Annotated in this window: 17 protein-coding genes and 1 pseudogene; 7 read left to right on the forward strand and 11 right to left on the reverse strand. The window is 71.0% G+C overall.

The genetic code is table 11. The features are described 5' to 3' along the window. Window positions 1-114: 114 nt before the first annotated feature. The 6 genes from BJ964_RS26795 (at window position 115) to BJ964_RS26820 (ending at window position 6,690) form a co-directional block, all read left to right on the forward strand. Window positions 115-582, forward strand: coding sequence for an NUDIX domain-containing protein (locus tag BJ964_RS26795; protein ID WP_307838048.1), 468 nt, complete (start codon window positions 115-117; stop codon window positions 580-582). A gap of 545 nt (window positions 583-1,127) precedes the next feature. Beyond that, window positions 1,128-2,198: an ABC transporter substrate-binding protein gene (locus BJ964_RS26800; RefSeq protein ID WP_188123257.1), complete on the forward strand. Its 1,071-nt coding sequence runs from the start codon at window positions 1,128-1,130 to the stop codon at window positions 2,196-2,198. Between the two features lie 28 nt (window positions 2,199-2,226). After that, the gene (locus BJ964_RS26805) at window positions 2,227-3,738 is read left to right on the forward strand and encodes a sugar ABC transporter ATP-binding protein (protein WP_188123258.1); all 1,512 of its coding nucleotides are present in this window, start codon (window positions 2,227-2,229) and stop codon (window positions 3,736-3,738) included. Next, window positions 3,735-4,685 (forward strand): ABC transporter permease, encoded by a 951-nt coding sequence (locus tag BJ964_RS26810; protein WP_188123259.1) that lies wholly within the window; start codon window positions 3,735-3,737, stop codon window positions 4,683-4,685. The genes BJ964_RS26805 and BJ964_RS26810 overlap by 4 nt, the downstream gene beginning before the upstream one ends. Next, on the forward strand, window positions 4,682-5,647 hold the full coding sequence (locus BJ964_RS26815; RefSeq protein ID WP_188123260.1) for an ABC transporter permease: 966 nt from the start codon (window positions 4,682-4,684) through the stop codon (window positions 5,645-5,647). The genes BJ964_RS26810 and BJ964_RS26815 overlap by 4 nt, the downstream gene beginning before the upstream one ends. A 50-nt stretch (window positions 5,648-5,697) precedes the next feature. Beyond that, complete coding sequence (locus BJ964_RS26820) at window positions 5,698-6,690, forward strand: hypothetical protein (RefSeq protein WP_188123261.1); 993 nt, start codon at window positions 5,698-5,700, stop codon at window positions 6,688-6,690. On the opposite strand, the gene BJ964_RS26825 is transcribed toward BJ964_RS26820, so the two are convergent. The 4 genes and pseudogenes from BJ964_RS26825 to BJ964_RS26840 all read right to left on the reverse strand — a co-directional run bounded on the left by BJ964_RS26825 (window position 6,627) and on the right by BJ964_RS26840 (window position 10,084). After that, on the reverse strand, window positions 6,627-8,177 hold the full coding sequence (locus BJ964_RS26825; protein ID WP_188123262.1) for a PH domain-containing protein: 1,551 nt from the start codon (window positions 8,175-8,177) through the stop codon (window positions 6,627-6,629). The genes BJ964_RS26820 and BJ964_RS26825 overlap by 64 nt on opposite strands. Further along, window positions 8,174-8,668, reverse strand: a complete 495-nt coding sequence (locus tag BJ964_RS26830; protein WP_188123263.1) for a PH domain-containing protein — start codon at window positions 8,666-8,668, stop codon at window positions 8,174-8,176. Before BJ964_RS26830 ends, BJ964_RS26825 begins: the two co-directional genes overlap by 4 nt. A 63-nt stretch (window positions 8,669-8,731) precedes the next feature. Then, window positions 8,732-8,875, reverse strand: a pseudogene (locus tag BJ964_RS26835) (GNAT family N-acetyltransferase); the annotation flags it as partial. Between the two features lie 15 nt (window positions 8,876-8,890). Further along, complete coding sequence (locus BJ964_RS26840; protein WP_188123264.1) at window positions 8,891-10,084, reverse strand: MFS transporter; 1,194 nt, start codon at window positions 10,082-10,084, stop codon at window positions 8,891-8,893. 147 nt (window positions 10,085-10,231) lie between these two features. Here BJ964_RS26840 and BJ964_RS26845 point away from each other — a divergent pair, with 147 nt between their 5' ends. Further along, complete coding sequence (locus BJ964_RS26845) at window positions 10,232-11,494, forward strand: M20 metallopeptidase family protein (protein ID WP_229807416.1); 1,263 nt, start codon at window positions 10,232-10,234, stop codon at window positions 11,492-11,494. 753 nt (window positions 11,495-12,247) lie between these two features. Here the strand turns inward: BJ964_RS26845 and BJ964_RS48175 are convergent. From BJ964_RS48175 to BJ964_RS26875, 7 genes are all read right to left on the reverse strand, one after another. Then, window positions 12,248-12,376, reverse strand: coding sequence for a hypothetical protein (locus tag BJ964_RS48175; protein WP_262479369.1), 129 nt, complete (start codon window positions 12,374-12,376; stop codon window positions 12,248-12,250). An 844-nt stretch (window positions 12,377-13,220) separates the two neighbouring features. Then, window positions 13,221-13,973: a helix-turn-helix domain-containing protein gene (locus BJ964_RS26850; RefSeq protein WP_188123266.1), complete on the reverse strand. Its 753-nt coding sequence runs from the start codon at window positions 13,971-13,973 to the stop codon at window positions 13,221-13,223. A gap of 2 nt (window positions 13,974-13,975) precedes the next feature. Then, the gene (locus tag BJ964_RS26855; protein WP_188123267.1) at window positions 13,976-14,278 is read right to left on the reverse strand and encodes a putative quinol monooxygenase; all 303 of its coding nucleotides are present in this window, start codon (window positions 14,276-14,278) and stop codon (window positions 13,976-13,978) included. A 53-nt stretch (window positions 14,279-14,331) separates the two neighbouring features. Beyond that, window positions 14,332-14,871, reverse strand: a complete 540-nt coding sequence (locus tag BJ964_RS26860) for a YrhB domain-containing protein (protein ID WP_188123268.1) — start codon at window positions 14,869-14,871, stop codon at window positions 14,332-14,334. Further along, window positions 14,868-16,070 (reverse strand): RNA polymerase sigma factor, encoded by a 1,203-nt coding sequence (locus BJ964_RS26865; RefSeq protein WP_262479904.1) that lies wholly within the window; start codon window positions 16,068-16,070, stop codon window positions 14,868-14,870. The genes BJ964_RS26860 and BJ964_RS26865 overlap by 4 nt, the downstream gene beginning before the upstream one ends. A 3-nt stretch (window positions 16,071-16,073) precedes the next feature. Further along, a complete protein-coding gene (locus BJ964_RS26870) occupies window positions 16,074-16,409 on the reverse strand; it encodes a YciI family protein (protein ID WP_188123270.1) in 336 nt (111 codons plus the stop codon). Further along, a complete protein-coding gene (locus tag BJ964_RS26875; RefSeq protein ID WP_188123271.1) occupies window positions 16,406-16,870 on the reverse strand; it encodes an SRPBCC family protein in 465 nt (154 codons plus the stop codon). The genes BJ964_RS26870 and BJ964_RS26875 overlap by 4 nt, the downstream gene beginning before the upstream one ends. Window positions 16,871-16,886 lie beyond the last annotated feature (16 nt).

A 16,886-nucleotide genomic window follows, 5' to 3' on the forward strand; every position in this document is an offset into this window, starting at 1 on the left:
GTCAATAGGACGCACGTTCCAGGCGCTCACGTCGTACCGGTGAAAGGGGTTGATCTGATCGCGACGTGGCCTGGCCGGCTCTCATCCGCGGCCCGCTCGTGATGGAGTGCCGGCATGGTTGATTTCACCGCGACATTGCCGCGCAAGCGGATGGGCGCCGGGGTCCTGCTCCTCGACCCGGTGGGGCGGGTGCTGCTGGTCGAGCCCACCTACAAGCCCGATTGGGAGATTCCCGGCGGGGCGGTCGAGGCCGACGAATCGCCGCGGGCGGCGGCCGTCCGCGAGCTCGCGGAGGAACTCGCGCTGACCACGCCGGTCGGCCGGATCCTGGTGACCGACTGGGTTCCGCCGCGCGACGGCCGCACCGAAGGATTGATGCTGGTCTTCGACGGCGGAACCCTTACGCCGCAACAGATTGCGGACATCGTCGTGCCCGAGGCCGAACTGCGTGGATGGGCCTGGTGCACACCGGACGAGGCCGCGGCGCGCCTGTCGCCGCTGCTGGCCCGCAGGGTCACCGCGGCCGTTCTGGCCAAAACCGACGGCACCGCACGCTATCTGGAAAACGGCGTCACGATCTAATTCGCGGCCGGGCCGATCGCCGAGGCGGGTCCCCACCAGTGGGGCCGGCATGTTCCGGGTGTGGGTTTCCTCGCCGCGGGCGGTTCCCGGCTGGCCGTGGGGGCGAGTTCCAACAGCCCCCCGCAGCCGTCCGGACCACCCACTCAAGCGCGTAGAGCGGTGCCCGCTGGCGAAGTGACTGCCCGGCCCAGCGGCCGGGCGGTTGTCGGGCGCTTCGGCCTGGAGCGGGCAGGTGGTCGCCGGGCTTGGCGGGACGGGGTTGGTGCGGTGGGGACGGCGTCGCGCGTACCGATGAATGTGGGTGTTGGTTTGCGATTGTTCGCGTTCACTATTGGTGCGCGGCGTTGCCGGTAAGGACCAGGAAAACCGGTGGGTAGAGCGTGTCCATAACGCTCTGACCAGGCGCGTAGCGGCCGTACGGGCGGGCCGGTTCCGGAACCTGAATGTATTGACAGGATTACTAACTGGTGCCTAGATATGTTCATCTGTGATTGAAAACGTCTCAGCGCTCACGCTTCGCTGTTCAGTTTTGGGGAGTCATGTTGATGAAGTCTGCCCACCGCCGGGTGGCGGTCGCCGCCCTGGCCGCCACCTTCGTCGTGTCCGGCTGCGCCAAGTCGGAGGATGAGCCGGCCGCCACCGGCGCCGGCGCGGCGCCGGCCGCCTCGCAGGTCGTGCAGTCGGCCGCCCCGGGCGCCGCCACCTGCACGATCGACCAGCACGGCGGCGAGAAGATCGATCTCAAGACGGCGAAGGTCGGCTTCTCGCAGTCGGAGAAGGAGGCGAACCCGTTCCGGATCGCCGAAACCCAGTCGATCAAGGACGAGGCCGCCAAGCTCGGCATCACCCAGTTGACGACGGCCAATGCGAACTCGCAGTTCAACAAGCAGATCAGTGACGTCGAGCAGATGATCGACGCGGGCGTGCAGCTGCTGGTCATCGCGCCGCTGAACTCGGATGGCTGGGACTCGGTGTTCGCCAAGGCTTCGGCCAAGAAGATCCCGATCGTCACCATCGACCGGAAGATCAACGCGGCCGCCTGCAAGGACTACCTGACCTTCATCGGCTCCGACTTCGCCGAGCAGGGCAAGCGCGCCGCCGACGAGATGGCCAAGGCGCTCGGCAACAAGGGCGAGGTGGCGATCCTGCTGGGCGCGCCCGGCAACAACGTCACCACGCTGCGGACCAGTGGCTTCAAGGACCAGATGGCGAAGATCGCCCCGGACATCAAGATCACCTTCGAGCAGACCGGCAACTTCTCCCGCGAGGAGGGCCAGAAGGTCGCCGAGCAGCTGCTCCAGTCCAAGCCGAACATCAACGGCATCTACGGCGAGAACGACGAGATGGCCCTCGGCGCGGTCACCGCGCTCAAGGGCGCCGGCAAGAAGCCCGGCGACGTCAAGATCGTGTCGATCGACGGTACCAAGGGCGCGGTCCAGGGCATCGTCGACGGCTGGATCTCGGCGGTCATCGAGTCCAACCCCCGGTTCGGCCCGCTCGCCTTCTCCACCGCGGGCGACTTCTTCGGGGGCAAGCCGGTCGGCCAGGACATCATCATCGCCGACCGCTCCTACGACGAGAGCAACGCCAAGGCCGACCTGGCCAGCGCTTACTGATCCAGATCAAGACCAAGGAGAGGTACGCGTGACGCTGCTCGAAGTGGCCGGCGTGTCCAAGGTCTTCCCCGGGGTGCGGGCGCTCGACGACGTGTCGTTCGCGCTGCGGCCCGGGGAGGTCCACGCGCTGGTCGGTGAGAACGGCGCCGGCAAATCCACCCTGATCAAGGTGCTCACCGGCGTCTACCGTCCGGACGCCGGTGAGCTCCGCTACCAGGGAGAGCCGGTGTCCTTCGCGACGCCGATGGACGCCCAGCGGGCCGGCATCTCGACCATCTACCAGGAGGTCAACCTCATCCCGCTGATGAGCGTGGCCCAGAACCTGTTCCTCGGCCGCGAACTCCGCACGAACCTGGGCCTCGTCGACCGCACCCGGATGGACCGCGAGGCCCGCGACATCCTGGCCGGATACGGGGTCACCACCGACGTACGGGAAAGGCTCGGCTCTCTGCCGCTCGGCGCCCAGCAGATGGTCGCCCTGGCCCGCGCCGTCATGATCGACGCCAAGGTCGTCGTCATGGACGAGCCCACCTCGTCCCTGGAGCCCCGCGAGGTGGAGACGCTCTTCGGCGTCATCCAGGACCTGCACGAACGCGGCATCGGCATCATCTACGTCTCGCACCGGATGGACGAGCTCTACCGGATCTGCGACACCGTCACCATCCTGCGCGACGGAAAACTGGTGCACACCGGCAAACTCGCCGACCTGGAACGGGTCCGCCTGGTCGCGCTGATGCTCGGCCGTGAGGTCTCCGACGTTCGCCGCGAGGGTTTCACGGTCTTCACCGGCGACCACGCGGCGGCCGACGACACCCCGGTCCTGCGCGTGTCCGGGCTCAGCAGCCGCAACCGGCTGCACGACATCAGCTTCGGCGTACGCCCCGGTGAGGTCGTCGGGCTCGGTGGCCTGCTCGGCGCCGGCCGCAGCGAGACCATCAAGGCGATCGCCGGCGCCTACCCGGTCGACAGTGGCGAGATCGAGGTGGACGGGACGCCGCTGCGCCACCCGACCACGGTCAAGGCGGTCGCCGCCGGCATCGCGGTGCAACCCGAGGACCGCAAGGCCGAGGGCATCATCCCCGGCCTGTCCATCCGGGAGAACATCGCACTGTCCATCCTGCCCCGGATGTCGACCTTCGGCCTGGTCTCGGACACGAAGATCGACGAAGTGGTCGACCGGTTCATGACACGGCTCCGGATCAAGGCGTCCAGCCCGCACCAGCGAGTCGGCGACCTGTCCGGCGGCAACCAGCAGAAAGTGCTGCTCGCTCGCCTCCTCGCCACCGGCCCCAAGGTGCTCCTGCTCGACGAGCCCACCCGCGGCATCGACGTCGGCGCCAAGGCCGAAGTTCAGGCGCTCATCGACGAACTCGCCGCCGAAGGACTCGGCGTCGTGCTCGTCTCCTCCGACGCCGAGGAACTCGTCGAAGGCTCCGGCCGGGTCGTGGTCCTCCGCGACGGCGCCGTCGTCGGCGTCCTCACCGGCGAGGACGTCACCACCGAGAGCCTGCTCGCCACGATCGCGGAGGCCGGCGCATGACCACCCTCGCCCTCACCACACCCCGCCGCGCCGACCGGCTGCCGAAGTACGGCGTCTACATCGCCATCGCGGCGCTGGTCGTCTACAACGCGGCCTTCACCCCGTACTTCCTCACCGTCAGCAACCTGCGTATCCAGCTCATCCAGGTCGCCCCGATCATCATCGTGGCGCTCGGCATGGCCCTGGTCATCGGCACCGAGGGCATCGACCTCTCGGTCGGCGCGGTGATGGCCCTCGCGGCGGCCCTCATACCCCTCTATCTGGGGTACGGGGTGATCGCGGCCGTCCTCGTCTCGTTGCTGGCCGGGGTGGCCGTCGGCCTGATCAACGGCGCCCTGGTCGCGAAGGTGGGCCTGCAACCGATCGTCGCCACCCTCGCCCTCTTCGTCGGCGGCCGCGGCCTGGCCGTCGTCATCTCCGACGGGCAGCTCCGGGACATCCGCAACGCCGACCTCATCTACCTGGGCTCCGGCGATCTGCTCGGCATCCCGGTGCTGGTGTGGACCGCCGCCCTGGCCATCCTGGTCGTGGCGTTCACGGTCCGGCGAACCGTCTTCGGCCGCAGGCTTCTCGCCATCGGCGGCAACCGGCCCGCCGCCGAACTCGCCGGGCTCCCGGTCCAGCGCGTCCTGATCACCGTCTACGTGCTGTGCGCGGTCCTCGCCGCGATCGCCGGACTGCTGTCGGTCGGCCGGATCCAGTCGAGCGACGCCTCCTCGATCGGCCTGCTCATCGAACTGTCCGCGATCACCGCGGTGGTCGTCGGCGGCACCCCGCTGACCGGCGGCCGGGTACGCGTCCTCGGCACGGTCGCCGGCGCCGTCCTGATGCAGCTCGTGATCGCCACCATGATCAAGAACAACCTGCCGCCGTCCACCACCGAGATGGTCCAGGCGGCCATCATCCTCGTCGCCGTCTACGCGGCCCGGGAAAGGAAGACCAGGTGACCGTACTGGCCGTCGCCCAACGCCGGGCCGGAACCGCCTTCCAACGGCAGGGCGCCCTCGCCGTGCTGGCCGTCGTGGTGCTGATCGCGTTCGGCGCGTTCCCGAACTTCCGCAGCCTCGACAACGCCGCCACCATCCTGGTCGCGGCCGCCCCACCGATGCTGATCGCGCTCGGCATGACCTTCGTGATCATCACGGGTGGCATCGACCTGTCGGTCGGGTCGCTCTACGTGCTCGGCGGGGTCCTCGCCGCCTGGGCCTCCCAGTACGGTTTCGTCGCCGCGATCGCCGTGCCGCTCGCCGTCTGCGGTGCGATCGGGCTGCTCAACGGGGCGCTGATCGCCTACACCGGGATGGCGCCGTTCATCGTCACCCTGGCCGCGCTGCTCGGCGCCCGCGGCCTCATGCGCGCGGTCAGTGACGAGGGCTCCACCACCTACATCGTCCAGAACGACGCCTTCCACACCCTCGGCACCGGCTCCCTGCTCGGCATCGGCAACCAGGTGTGGCTGGTCGCGATCATCGTGCTGCTCGGCATGGTGGTGCTGTCCCGCACGCGATTCGGCAATTCCGTGTACGCGGTGGGCGGCAGCGAGGACGCCGCCGCGCTCATGGGCGTCGCGGTCCGGCGTACCAGAATCGGGGTCTATGTCTTGTCGGGGTTGCTGGCCGGACTGGCCGGAACCATCAACGCCGCCAAACTCGGGTCAGGAGTGACCGTCCTGGGAGCGGGCATGGAACTCGACGCCATCGCCGCCGTCGTGATCGGCGGGACGCTGCTCACCGGCGGTGCGGGCACCATCGCCGGAACCGTGGCCGGAGTGCTGCTGCTCGGCGTCATCCAGAACCTGATCAACCAGGTCGGTGACCTGAACAGCAACTGGCAACAGGTGATCAGCGGCGCGTTTCTCGCGCTGGTCGTCGTCGCGCAGACCTATCTGGTACGCCTCCGTCGCACGTAGCGGGATAGGATCCGGTCCATGATCGACAGAATCGAGCTCTCCCCGCGCGGATGAGTGCCCTCTTCACCCACGCCCTCCGTCTCCACCAGCGGTATCCCGACGAGCCGCTACCCGGCGACGGTGCGCCGTTCCCGGACGAGGCGGAGCACCGGAGATATCTGCCGGGACCGGAGGACCGCGGCCTTGCGGGCGCCGAGGTCGCCGGGATCCTTGACCGGAACCTGGACGACCCCCGGTATCTGGCCAGCGCGTTTCACGACGTCCACGTCCCCATCCATCCCAGCGAGCACATCGGCGCGGCGGCGGCCCGCGCCGACCCGGAACGCGTGCGCCGCGCCGGCCGATGGCTGGTGCGGCACGGCACCGACCGCTGTGCCGTCACGGTGGGCCTGGCCCTGCTGGCGGCCGGCGACCACCCCGGCGACATCCCGCTGATCCAGACCATCGGGCTGCTGTCCGAGCGGTACGGGCCACTGGCCGCCGTGGCGCTGGCCCGCCGCAGCGGCGGGGAGGAGGCGCTGCGCTGGCTCGCCCAGCGCGTCGCGGGCTGGGGCCGGGTCTACGTCATCGAGGCGATGTGCCGGCGCGGCGTCCACACCTCCCGGGACTGGCTGCTGCGGAACGCCTGCGACGGCGACCTCCTCAACGGATACTTCGCCGGCAAGGTCGCCATCGCCGCGCGCCTCGACGAGGCGATCAGCGACCCCGGGGCGGATGACCCGCTCGTCGACCACACGGGACGCCTGCTGTCGACCCTGGCCATCTGCGGCGGTATGAGCCACACGCTCCGGGACCTGCCCGCGGCCGACCGGATCATCAGCGCGCACGCGGGCCACCTCAGCCGCCGCCCACCCACCTACCTGCGGTATGTCGACGCCGCCGTCGTCGCCGACGTGTCGCCGAACGACATCTATCTCGAACTGCTCCGACGGCCCGACTGGGTGGATGCCGCCCGTGCCGGGTTCGCCGACGATCCCGACTACTTCGACTGGTTCGCCGACAACGTGGCCGCCCGGCTCGGGCTGCCCGACCTCTCCACATAGTCATCGAGGACGAAGGCGGCGGCCAGGTCCGGCGTCGCCTTCGTGATGAACGTCAGGGCCTGCTCCTCACTCATGTCGGGAGATTCGTAGTGGCGCGCTCCGGCCGCCGTCGCGACACCCACCGTCATCCGGCCACCCCAGCGCTGGAAGACCGACTGCTGGACCGTCCAGCCGATCACCGCGCGCCGCTGCAACGCGACCGTGCGGCGGTGGCGGATTCCGTGTCGCACCACCAGATAATCGCCATCGACCGCGTGACCCAGCGAGCGATACGCCACCACGGCCAACGGAAGCGTCACCGGGATCAGCGCCAACGGCAGCAGCCACCACGATCCGGGCAGGACGCCGGTCAGCGTGAACACCAGTACCGCCCCGGAGATCAGCGCCGGACCGTAGACCGCCATCCCGAGCCGCCGGGTCAGCGCGCCACGCGGATGCCGGGCCAGCGCGGCCTCCAGCGGGCGGGCCCCGTCCGGCAGGATCTTCGCCGCCAGGTCGTGGGCCTCGGCCAGGCGGATCCGCGGCAGGATGTCACCGCCGCTCGCCTCACCCGCGGCCGCGCCCAGACCGGACGACAGCACCTTCGTCCGGGCCAGCCGCAGCCAGCGCCACACCAGCGGCTCGTCCACGGCGATGCCGCGCATCCGGGAGTCGGTGCGCTGCACGGTCCGGGTGTTGAGCAGCCCACGCCGGGTCACCAGTGCGGTGTCCGGGGCGGTTCCGGTGCGGACCAGCCGGAAATTGCCGTTCTCCAGCAGGAACGCGACGGTCGTCGCGACGACCCCCAGCGGGTACGCGATGAGCAGCACCAGGGCGATGTTGGCCACCGGCCCGCGGCCGTCCCAGCCGATCAGGTCGCGGCCCAGCTCCGGCAGGTCGACGCCGAGTGCCCGCAGCAGCCAGTTCAGCCCGAACAGCGGCCCGGCGATGGCGAAGACGGCCCACACCGACACCACGTTCAGCGGGATCCACGACCGGCGGAATCGGGTGAGGACGGCCTCCGTGGGCGTCTGTGCCACGGCCGGAACCGGGTCGGGGGAGGCGGGATCGACCGAGGGCGAACCGGGCATCAGTTCACGCTGGACCAGGGCGGCGTGCCGGTGGTCGAGGGCGTCCAGCTTGAACGACGACTCCGTCTCGCCCGAGCCGATGTGCACCGTGCGCAGCCCGAGCAGGCGCTGCAACAGCCGGGCCGAACTGTCCACGCTGCGGATCCGGTCCCGGGACACGGTGCGGTGCTTGCGCGACAGCCAGCCGGTACGCATCTCCACCCGCTCCGGCGTGATCCGGTAGCGGGTGGTCTGCCAGCGCCGCAGATCCAGCAGCGCGGTCAGCAGGCCACCGCAGGCGCCGGCCACCAGCGCCCACACCGGCTCGTCGCTCACCACGATGCCCAGATATCCGGTGGCCAACGAGATGACGACACGGATCAGGTCGAGCCAGACGACCCGTACGCTGAGCCGCCGCCACCCTTCGCCGTCGGTCATGTCGCGTCGCCCGGGGTCGCGGCGGTCACTTCACGTAACCGGTCGACGGTCTCCTCGGCGATCCTCGCGTCCACCCCCTCGATCGTGATCTTGCCTTCCGACGAGGCGGTGGTCACGGTGATCGAGGCGAGGCCCAGCCACCGCTGCAACAGCCCGATCTCGGTGTCGATGCTCTGGATCCGGGAGATCGGCACCACCTTCCACTCCCTGGTCAGCCAGCCGGACAGCGCGTAGACGGCGTCCTCGGTGGCCTCCCAGCGATGCGTGCGGTAACGGGCGTACGGCATCACCGTGATGTTCACCGCGTAGGTCACGGCGACGGCCAGGATCACCGGTCCCAGATATGGGCGGGCGCTCTCGGCGTACCCCCAGATCGCACCGAGCGTGCCCAGCACGCCGATGGACCAGAGGACGGCCTGGAGTGTCCGCCAGGTGATGAACCGGCGATCCAGCCGGTGCCGCGGCGGGCGCAGGGTGAGTGAGGCCTCCATGCGCCCATGGTGACGGGGTCAGGCCACCCGCTCGTCCGCGGAGGGCGCTCCCCGCCGCGGGATTTACCGAACGAACGATTGACCACGCACCGTGATCTCCTTGTCGAACCGGAAACCGAGCCGCTCCATCACCGCCCGCGACCGCTGATGGTGCGGCTCGGTGAACGCCACCACGTGGTCGGCGCCCAGCTCACCGAACGCCAGGTCGAGTCCAGCGCGGCTCTATCTCTGGGCGTGAGGGGCGATCCACCAGCGTACGGCCGGGGCGAGTGCGGCGGTGAGGGCCGCTGAGACGACCAGGCCGCCGCGGGCGCCGAGGAGGGCGATGAGCGGGCCGGCCAGACCCAGGCCGAGCGGGGCGGCCAGGGTGACGCCGGCTGTGTAGAAGGTCAGGACCGGCTGCTGATCGTCGGCGTCCAGATGGTCCTGTAGGTAGGTGTAGGCGAGCGCCGTGAACGGGCCGTAGATCACCCCGCCGATCGTGAAGGCGAGCGCCGCGACCGGGATCGAACCGGCGGCTGCCAGCGCCGCCACCGCCGCCGCCCAGCCGGCGATCACCGCGACGATGCTGGTCCGGGGACGGAACCGCCGCAATTGGCTGGTCAGGGCGGCACCGAGCAGGGCGCCGGCGCCGAAGCAGGTCCACAGGACGCCCAGCGCGCCGGCGTCGGCGGCGAGATCCCCGGTGACCAGTAGCGGAAGCGCCACCTCGACCGGGCCGTAGCAGAGGTTGAAGAGGAAGACGACCAGCAGCAGCCGGGACGCCACCCGGTGCCGGCGGATGATCTCCAATCCGGAGCGGGCCTTCCCGGTGCGGCCGTGGAACGGTGTAGTGGTCGTCGCGGCGGCCGCTATCGGCAGCGTGGCATAACAGGCGGCGGCCACCGCGAGCGCTGCCGCCGGGCCGGCGACCGCCGAGATGAGGCCACCCAGGGCGGGGCCGGCGACGTACAGCGCCAAGCTGTCGGAGATGCCGAGCAGGCCGTTCACCGGAAGCCGGGCCTGCTCGCCGGCCATACCGGTGGCCAGCAGGCGGCGGCCGCTGCTGGACAGCAGCCGCAGCGCGCAGCCCGCGAACAGGCCGCCGATCAGCAGGCCCAGGGTCAGCCGCCCGAAGTGGGCCAGCAGCCACGCCAGGCCGAACGTGGCCGCCCGCAGCAGCCCGTCCGCGGCTACCACCAGGCGCGAATCGAACCGGCGGCGACCCGCTCCGAAGAAGACAGCGATCGCGATCGGCAGGAGGAACGGCGCGGCCAGCACAACGGAGACGGCGGCGGCCGGATCGACGGCGCCCCTGACCTGGAGCGCCAGCAGCGGCAGGGCGACGAAGCCGATCCCGTCGCCGAGTTTGGCGACGGCGTCGCCGCCGATCAGCGTCGCGAGGCGCCGGTCCCGTAGCACCGCTGAGTAGGTCACCGGCTGATTCTCGCCGGTTCTCGTATCCGCCCGGGATGAGGCCCTCCGGGTGGGGTTAGCACCACCATGGAGCGGGAGCCTGCCCCATCGTGCCAGGGCGCGGATCGCGAAAGGCTGGACCACGTCGAACCAGACGGGGGAGGAACAGTGCGCAGCTCAGAGGGGCAAGTGGTCAGCCGGCGGGCCGTTCTCGGCGGGGCGGTCGCGGCGGCGGCCGGGGCGTGGCTGACGTCGACCGAGGCGGCCTCGGCGACCGACCGGGTGGCCCTGGCCGTGGAGGCGGAGGCCGCCCGGATCGACGGCGCGCTGATCGAGCTTCGGCGCGACCTGAACACCCATCCGGAGGTTTCCGGCCAGGAGCAGCGGACCGCCGGGGCGGTCGCGGCCCGGCTGCGGGCGGCCGGGCTCGACGTCACGACCGGTGTCGGCGGGCACGGTGTCGTCGGCGTCCTGACCGGGGCCCGGCCGGGGCGGACGGTGGCGTACCGGGCGGACATGGACGCGGTCGGCCCCCAGGACCAGATCGGCGGCGGCCCCGGACCGGCCCATCTGTGCGGCCACGACATCCACACCACGGTCGGGGTGGGCATCGCCGAGGTGCTGGCCCGGCTGCGGGAGCGGGTCGCCGGCCGGGTGGTGTTCCTGTTCCAGCCGGCCGAGGAGAACCTGTCCGGCGCCGCCGCGATGATCGCCGGCGGCGTCCTCACGGCGACCCGCCCCACCGAGATCCACGCGCTGCACTGCGGGCCGTTCCCGGTTGGCCGGTTCGCGACGATCGCCGGTTTCGGGATGCCCGGCCAGGACCGCGGCCTGATCACCCTCACCGGCGACGATGCCGCGGCGCGCGCTCAGCGGTTGGCCACGAGCATCAACAACATCGGTACGGTTCAGCGCCCGTCCACCCCCGCCGACCTGGAGCAGTTGGTGGCCTACCTGCAGACTCCGGGCGGCCCGCTGGCCCGGTTCGTCTTCGTCCAGGCCCGGGCCGCCGGCGCGACCGTCCAGGTGGCGTCCCGGTGCTGGCCGGAACACCGCTACACGGAGGTCCGCGCCGAGATCCGGCGCCGCGCCCGGGCAGAAGGTCCGGCCACCGTGGACTTCCCGGCCGACCCGTTCCCGGCGATGGTCACCCCGCAGCGTGAGGGCAAGGCCGTGGAGCGGCATCTCCGGCGCACGCTGGGCACCGAGCGGGTGATGCCGCTGCACGCCGCGATCCCGTTCAGCGGCGAGGACTACGCCCTGTTCCTGGACCGCCTTCCGGGCACCTACACGTTCCTCGGCGTCCGGGCCCCGAACACCGGCGTCGAGACCAGCTACCCCCACTTCGCCACCTTCCAGCCAGACGAGAGCGCAATCGGCCACGGCGTCCGCGCCATGTCCGGCTGGCTCCTGTCCCGCACCCGCCCCTGACATTCCGCGCCGGCGATCCAGTCCGGCCGACTGCCAGCGTGTCCGAGACAGCGCTCGCCGCCGTTGAAGCACCTCGGCCGGCGCGGTCTCGGGCGCTTGGGTCAGCGCTGGCAGCGGCCTTGGCGAGATTCGCCGCGCCCGCTCGGCTGTTGCTTGATCGCCCGCGCGGCTGACCCTGGCCCGCTACAGAACTTTTGTGGTCGAGGTCCGCGTTTCGCTTCGGCTTCTTTGCCGGTACGCGTGACGTCGTCCCGCCTTATCCGTCCTGTCCCGTCCGGTTGGCGCGATCTCGCTGCCCGCTCCGTCCTTTGCCGCGCCCGCCGGGCGTAGATCGGTGACTGGGCAGGCCGGCCGATGTGCCGCGTCCCTCTCCTTGCCGCCGGTCGCGGCCGGGGCGTCGGCTCTCGCCCTTGGCGGACCGGGTCACGCTGGGCGGGTGGTCGCGGTGTTGCTCGCCAGGCACCCGGGGTGCTTGCTGTCGGCCGTTGCGCCGGTCGCTCTGGGTGGGTGGTTGCGGTGTTGCTTTCCAGGCAGCCGGGGTGCCTGCTCTTGGCCGTTGCGCCGGTCATCCTGGGTGGGTGGTTGCGGTGTTGCTGGCCCGGCAGCCGGGTTGCCTGCTTTCGGCCGTTGCGCCGGTCACGGCGATCGTCATCCGCGGTCCCGCCGGGGCCCAGCGGCCGCGCACGGCCACCCTCCGGGCGGGCGGGGCTACACGGTTGGACTCCAACACGGGTGGGTGCGCACGGCCGAGCCTCAGCGCGGGTGGGTGCGCACGGTCGGGCTGTCGAAGCGGTGGTGGCCGCACACGAAAGTCGCCGCGTGCGCGGCCACCACCGTTACGGGCAGGTAGGCGACCACGACATCGCCAGCGTGTGCGCCCACCCCGCCCATCGCCGTGACGGCCGCCCACCCGACGGCTGTCGTGCCCGCTCACAGCGAAACCCGGCCGGCCGACACTGCGTGTTAGCGTGGGATTCCGTTCACCGGCCCTTGTGGAACATCGAGATGGCCGGAGCAGCACCGATGTACCACGCGCCTCCATGCACTCACCACCATGGTCACGGTGGGTGACTCCCGACGGGCTCCCTCCTGGCGCGACCGGTGTCAACCGCAACCACCCACCCGGCGCGGCCGGCGTGATGGCCGGGAGGAGCGCCTCGGTTGCCTGGCGATCACTACCGCAACCACTCGCCCGGCGCGGCCGGCGTGATGGCCGGGAGGAGCGCCTCGGTTGCCTGGCGATCAGTACCGCAACCACTCGCCCGGCGTGACTGGCGTGACGGCTGGGAGGAGCGTTTCGGTTGCCTGGCGATCAGTACCGCAACCACTCGCCCGGCGTGACTGGCGTGACGGCTGGGAGGAGCGTTTCGGTTGCCTGGCGATCAGTACCGCAACCACTCGCCCGGCGTGGCCGGCGTGACGGCTGGGAGGAGCGTTTCGGTTGCCTGGCGATCACTACCGCAACCACTCGCCCGGCGTGACTGGCGTGACGGCTGGGAGGAGCGTTCCGGCGGCCTGGTGATCACTACCGCAACCACCCATCCCGGCGGGACCGGCAGTACATGCGGGGGTGTCCGACCGATCTACGCCCGGCGGGCGCGGCACAGGCGGGAGCGGGCAGCAAGCGCGCGCCGACCGGACGGAACGGTCCGGATCAGGCGGGACGAGGACACGCGTACAAGAAAGGAGCTGGAAGCGAAGCGCGGACCTCGACCACGAACGATCTTCAGGGGCGGAAGCTGGCGCGGTATTCGGTGGGGCTTCGGGTGGTGAGCTGGCGGAAGGCGGAGTTGAAGGCGGACAGCGAGGTGTAGCCGACGGTGTAGGCGATCTTCGTGACCGGGGTGTCGCCGGCGGCCAGTTCCTCGATGGCGCGCAGGATCCGCATCCGGCGCAGGGTGGCACGCCAGGTCATGCCGCACTCGTCCTCGAAACGGCGGGCCAGCGAGCGCGGGGCCAAGCCGACCTCGGCGGCCAGTTCCTCGAAGGTGAGCTGTTCGGCCAGGCGCTGTTCGGTGAGGTGCAGGGCACGGCGCAGTTCGGGGGAGCGGCCGGTGGGCACGACCACGGGGCTGGGCTGTTCGGCGAGCTTCCAGGTGACGGCGGCCAGTGCGTCGAGGACGCTTTCGGCGTACCGGGAAGGGGGTTGATCCTCGGTGGCGCAGAGGCCGCACTCGGCGACCAGCGCGCGGGCCAGCGGGGTCAGGTCGAAGACCGTCAACGGCGCCGGAGGCGGCGGGACGAAGGTGGTGTCGAACAGGACGGAGGAGGTGGTGACCGGTTGCGGGATGCTGATCCGAATCGGACGGCCGGCTGTGATGAGGGCGGCTCGGGCCGGTGGCAGCAGCCAGGTGGCGCCCTCCGCCTCGAGGCGGAGGGCGCCGGTCGAGGCGCAGAGCAGATAGTGCCGGTCGACCTGGAAGTCGCTCGCCGGGGTGGCGGGAAACGACCGGACGAAGCTGTACGCCGGGCGGTGCATGGTCAGGCGACGGTTTCCAGGAGGTCGGCGCGGAATCGGCGGCTCACCGGGGTTCCGGTCATGAGCGGGCGGATCACCCGGCCGGAGCGGGCGAACGAGGGCGTGCGCTGATAGTCGGCGAAGGACTGCTCGTCGGCCCATTCGTGGACCAGGGTGACGGCGGTGTCGTCGTGCCGGGACGCGTAGACCCGGTAGGCGAGATTGCCGGGAAGCGCCCGGATCTCGTCGTGTTCGCTGTCGAGTTGGGTGAGGGCCGCGGCCCGGTCGGCGGCGGCGGTGGTGAAATCGACGATGACGATGACCATGAGTTGATCCTGCCGCCGGGAGCGGGGTGCCGGCTCCCGCCGGCCGGACGTGTTCACGCTTCCATCGGACACGGGCCGGTGAGGGTGTCGAAGTCCAGCGGCCGGCCGACGGGCACGGGCCGGGTGCGTTCGACCAGTTCCGCCGGTGGCTCCCCGCCGTCGCGGAGCGCGTCGACGTACGCCTTCGTCTCGCGGAGGGTGAGCCGTGGCGCGACCGCGCGCAGATGTCGCAGGACGGCCATCGTGCCCTCGTCGCGCAGCAGTTCGCGGGCGGCGGCGAGCACCGGATCCGGCTTCGGCTCACCGCGGATCCGCTCCCGGTACAGCTGGAGCCACTCGTCGTGGCTGACGACGGTGACCGGGATGTGATGGATGCTGCCGTCCAGGCCGTCGACCAGGTACGGGCCCTGCCCGATCAGCATGTCCCGTATATCGCGGCTACGGGCCCAGGCAGCGGACTGCCAGGTGACGAGCCAGCCGAACTCGTGTTCCTTGACGCGGACGACGGCGACTTCCGGCAGGTGAGGATGGGCCCGCCGCTCCTTGGCCAGCAGAGCCTCGACGAGGGCGACGGCACGATCCCGGTCGATCATGATTCCAGGCGTGCGGTCAGGAAGCGGCGTTCCGCCTCGGTGGGTGCGAGCGCCGATGCCCGGCGGTAGCTCTCCGCGGCCTCGGTGGGGCGGCCGGTGCGGCGCAGCAGGTCGGCGAGGGTCGCGTGCAGCAGATGGTAGTCGTCGAGGCGACCGGTTTCGGACAGTGCGACGACCAGTGGAAGCGCGGCCGCGGGGCCGGAGGCCATGCTGACCGCCACCGCCCGGTTCAGTTCGACGACCGGGCCCGGTTCGAGACGGGCCAGATGGTCGTAGAGGGCGACGATCTGCGCCCAGTCCGTCGCCTCGGCGGTCGGCGCGGTGGCGTGGCAGGCCGCGATCGCCGCCTGCACCTGGAACGGCCCGGCCCGGCCGCGGCGCAGCGCCCGCTCGCACAGGGCGGCGCCCTCGTCGATGGACAGCCGGTCCCAGAGGGTGCGGTCCTGGTCGGTGAGGGTGACCGGGTCGCCGGCCGGATCCCGGCGGGCTGCCCGCCGGGCGTCATGCAGCAGCATCAGCGAGAGCAGGCCGAGCGCCTCCGGCTCGTCCGGCATGAGCGCGGCCAGCACCCGCGCCACCCGGATCGCCTCGGCGCACAGCCGCGCCTTGACCGGATCGGTGTAGCCCTCGTTGAACAGCAGGTACAGCACGTGCAGGACGGCCGGCAGCCGCTCCGGCAGCAGGTGGGCGGGCGGCACCCGGAACGGGATCCCGGCGTTGCGGATCCGCTGCTTGGCGCGGAACAGCCGCTGCCCCATGGTCTTCTCCGGCAGCAGGAACGCCCGCGCGATCTCGGCGGTGCTCAGGCCCGCGAGGCAGCGCAGGATCAGCGCGACCTGCGCCGCCAGGCTCAGCGCCGGATGGCAGCAGGTGAACATGAGTTCCAGCCGCTCGTCCGGGATGTCGCTGTCGTCCGGGTAGGGCGCCGGCTCCGCCATGGCCACCTCCGGCAGCTTCGCCGCCTCCAGCGCTTCGCGGCGGATCAGGTCGATCGCCCGGCGGCGGGCCGTCGTGGTCAGCCAGGCGAGAGGCTGATCCGGTACGCCGTCCGCCGGCCACCTGCGCAGCGCCTGCGTGAAGGCGTCCTGCGCGCACTCCTCGGCCAGGTTCCAGTCACCGCCGGTGAACCGGATCATCGTGGCGACGATCCGGCTCCACCCGTCGGCGTAGATCCCGGCGATACGGTCCTGAGTGGTCAGAGCTCAGTCCTGCTCGAAGGGCCAGAACGGCCGCAGCTCGATGACGCCGCGGTAGGCCATCGGGTGCTTGGACGCGATCGCGACGGCCTCGTCCAGGTCCGCGCAGTCGATCACGTCGAAGCCGGCCATCAGGTCCTTGGTCTCCGCGTACGGGCCGTCGGTGAGCAGCACCTGCCGGTCCCGGACGCGGACCGTGGTCGCGTCGGCGCCCGGCCGGGTGCGGCTGCCGACCACGTGGTTCTCCTTGATCTGGGCGAACCACTCGTCGATCTCCGGCGCCCCGTCGTTCTCGTCGGGCACGAGGTCGGGGTCGACGCAGACCAGCATCAGGTACTTCATCGGGTGGCTCCCGTCGAGTCGAGGGTCATCGCGGTGATCGTGGACGTCATGATGCGGCAGAGGGTGACGAGCCGGTCGTTGATGCTGTCGGTGTCGGCGGGGACGCCGGTACGGCCGGGGCCGTGCACGAAGCTGTGGCGCACCTCCGTGGTGCCCGGCTCGGCGCCGTCACGCAGCTCGTACCGCCAGTGGGAACCGGGCCGGCCGGCGTCGTCGAGCGCGTCCCAGGCGAACACCCGCGGCGCCGTCGACTCGGTGATCACGCAGGTGACCGTACTCTCGAATCCGTCCGGAAAGCGGTTGTGGCCGATGAATCGCCGGGGTCCGTCCCAGGTCGCGCCGATCGTCTCCGGGCTCCATTCGCCGATCCGGTCGACCGCGGTGACCAGTTCCCACATCTTCTCGCGGGGCAGCGGCACGATCACCGTCACTGTCACCTCCGCGCCGGTCTTCACGTCCATGACGTGACTCCTCTCG

The sequence above is a fragment of the Actinoplanes lobatus genome (assembly GCF_014205215.1).
Lineage (GTDB): Bacteria > Actinomycetota > Actinomycetes > Mycobacteriales > Micromonosporaceae > Actinoplanes > Actinoplanes lobatus.

Excerpts from the sequence above, each read along its gene's own strand:
- BJ964_RS26830 (WP_188123263.1), bottom strand. The coding sequence starts at position 8,668 with ATGGAGGCCTCACTCACCCTGCGCCCGCCGCGGCACCGGCTGGATCGC.
- BJ964_RS26810 (WP_188123259.1), top strand. The coding sequence starts at position 3,735 with ATGACCACCCTCGCCCTCACCACACCCCGCCGCGCCGACCGGCTGCCG.
- BJ964_RS26795 (WP_307838048.1), top strand. The coding sequence starts at position 115 with ATGGTTGATTTCACCGCGACATTGCCGCGCAAGCGGATGGGCGCCGGG.
- BJ964_RS26850 (WP_188123266.1), bottom strand. The coding sequence starts at position 13,973 with ATGCACCGCCCGGCGTACAGCTTCGTCCGGTCGTTTCCCGCCACCCCG.
- BJ964_RS26825 (WP_188123262.1), bottom strand. The coding sequence starts at position 8,177 with ATGACCGACGGCGAAGGGTGGCGGCGGCTCAGCGTACGGGTCGTCTGG.
- BJ964_RS26875 (WP_188123271.1), bottom strand. The coding sequence starts at position 16,870 with ATGGACGTGAAGACCGGCGCGGAGGTGACAGTGACGGTGATCGTGCCG.
- BJ964_RS26855 (WP_188123267.1), bottom strand. The coding sequence starts at position 14,278 with ATGGTCATCGTCATCGTCGATTTCACCACCGCCGCCGCCGACCGGGCC.
- BJ964_RS26800 (WP_188123257.1), top strand. The coding sequence starts at position 1,128 with ATGAAGTCTGCCCACCGCCGGGTGGCGGTCGCCGCCCTGGCCGCCACC.
- BJ964_RS26820 (WP_188123261.1), top strand. The coding sequence starts at position 5,698 with ATGAGTGCCCTCTTCACCCACGCCCTCCGTCTCCACCAGCGGTATCCC.
- BJ964_RS26860 (WP_188123268.1), bottom strand. The coding sequence starts at position 14,871 with ATGATCGACCGGGATCGTGCCGTCGCCCTCGTCGAGGCTCTGCTGGCC.
- BJ964_RS26870 (WP_188123270.1), bottom strand. The coding sequence starts at position 16,409 with ATGAAGTACCTGATGCTGGTCTGCGTCGACCCCGACCTCGTGCCCGAC.